General features: G+C 66.0%; 2 protein-coding genes. Both read left to right on the top strand.

Features of this window, described 5'->3' with window-relative positions; translation table 11 throughout:
- Nucleotides 1–22 precede the first annotated feature (22 nt).
- Entirely contained in the window at nucleotides 23–454 is a 432-nt protein-coding gene (locus tag Q9R31_RS20105) for a phage holin family protein (RefSeq protein ID WP_311264467.1), read from the top strand.
- A partial coding sequence (locus Q9R31_RS20100) for a DUF3618 domain-containing protein (RefSeq protein ID WP_311264466.1) occupies nucleotides 451–1,082 on the top strand: 632 nt, incomplete at its 3' end. The genes Q9R31_RS20105 and Q9R31_RS20100, both read left to right, overlap by 4 nt.

Below are 1,082 nucleotides of genomic sequence, written 5' to 3'. Positions count from 1 at the left end.
GCGGCCAGACGGGTGGTCTGTGATGAGCAGCCAGATTCCGGAGCCGCCGCCGAGCCAGGCGCATGTGAAAGCGGACAACGCGTCGCTGGGTGAGTTGCTGGGTGATGTGACCCGGGACCTGTCCACCCTGATGCGCCAGGAAGTGGAACTGGCCAAGGCCGAACTCAAGCAATCCACCTCCCGGGCTGGGAAAGGCGCCGGCATGCTCGCCGGCGCCGGCGTGGGCGGACACTTCGTCCTGCTCTTCCTGTCCCTGGCCCTGATGTGGGCCCTGGGCGCCATCATGCCCCTGGGCTGGTCCGCGCTGATCGTCGCCGTGATCTGGGCCATCATCGCCGCGGTCCTGGCCTCCATCGGACGCAAGGAACTCAAGCAGATCAAGGGCCTGCCCCAAACCGGGGAGACCCTCTCCGAAATTCCCCCAACCCTAAAACCAGGTGAGGTAAACCGATGAGCGAAAACCCTGACGTCATCCGCGCAGACATAGAAGCCACCCGGGCACGCCTGGGCACCAACGTGGACGCCGTGGCGGACAAGGTCACACCGTCCAACATCGTCCACCGCCAAACCGACAAAGTGAAAGACGCCGTGACCGGGGTGAAGGAGAAAATCATGGGCGCCGCAGACACCGCCACCACCAAGGTCCACGACAAGACCTCCACCGGCGCCGGGCACACCACCAACGCCATGCACTCCGCCGGGGACAGCCTGCACCAGGCAGGCGACACCGTCTCGGCCAAACTCAGCGACGCCGGCCAGGCCGTGTCCGCCGCCCCGGACCAGGTCAAAGCCAAAACCGCCGGGAACCCCCTGGCCGCCGGACTGATCGCGTTCGGCGCAGGCATGCTGGTCTCCTCACTGATCCCGGCAAGCCAAAAAGAACGCGAAGCCGCGGACCAACTCAAAACCGCAGCCCAGCCCCTGGCCACCCAGGTCACCGACGCCGCCAAGACCGTGGCCCAGGACCTCAAGGAACCCGCCCAGGAAGCCATGGAAAACGTCAAGGCCACCGCCACCGACGCCGCCCAAAACGTCAAAACCGAAGGCCAAACAGCCGCCACCGACGTCAAAGACCGCGCCAC

Source organism: Pseudarthrobacter sp. BRE9, assembly GCF_031844305.1.
Lineage (GTDB): Bacteria > Actinomycetota > Actinomycetes > Actinomycetales > Micrococcaceae > Arthrobacter.
Note: the sequence above shows the minus strand (reverse complement) of the source record. Positions and strands in the feature narration are given on the sequence as shown.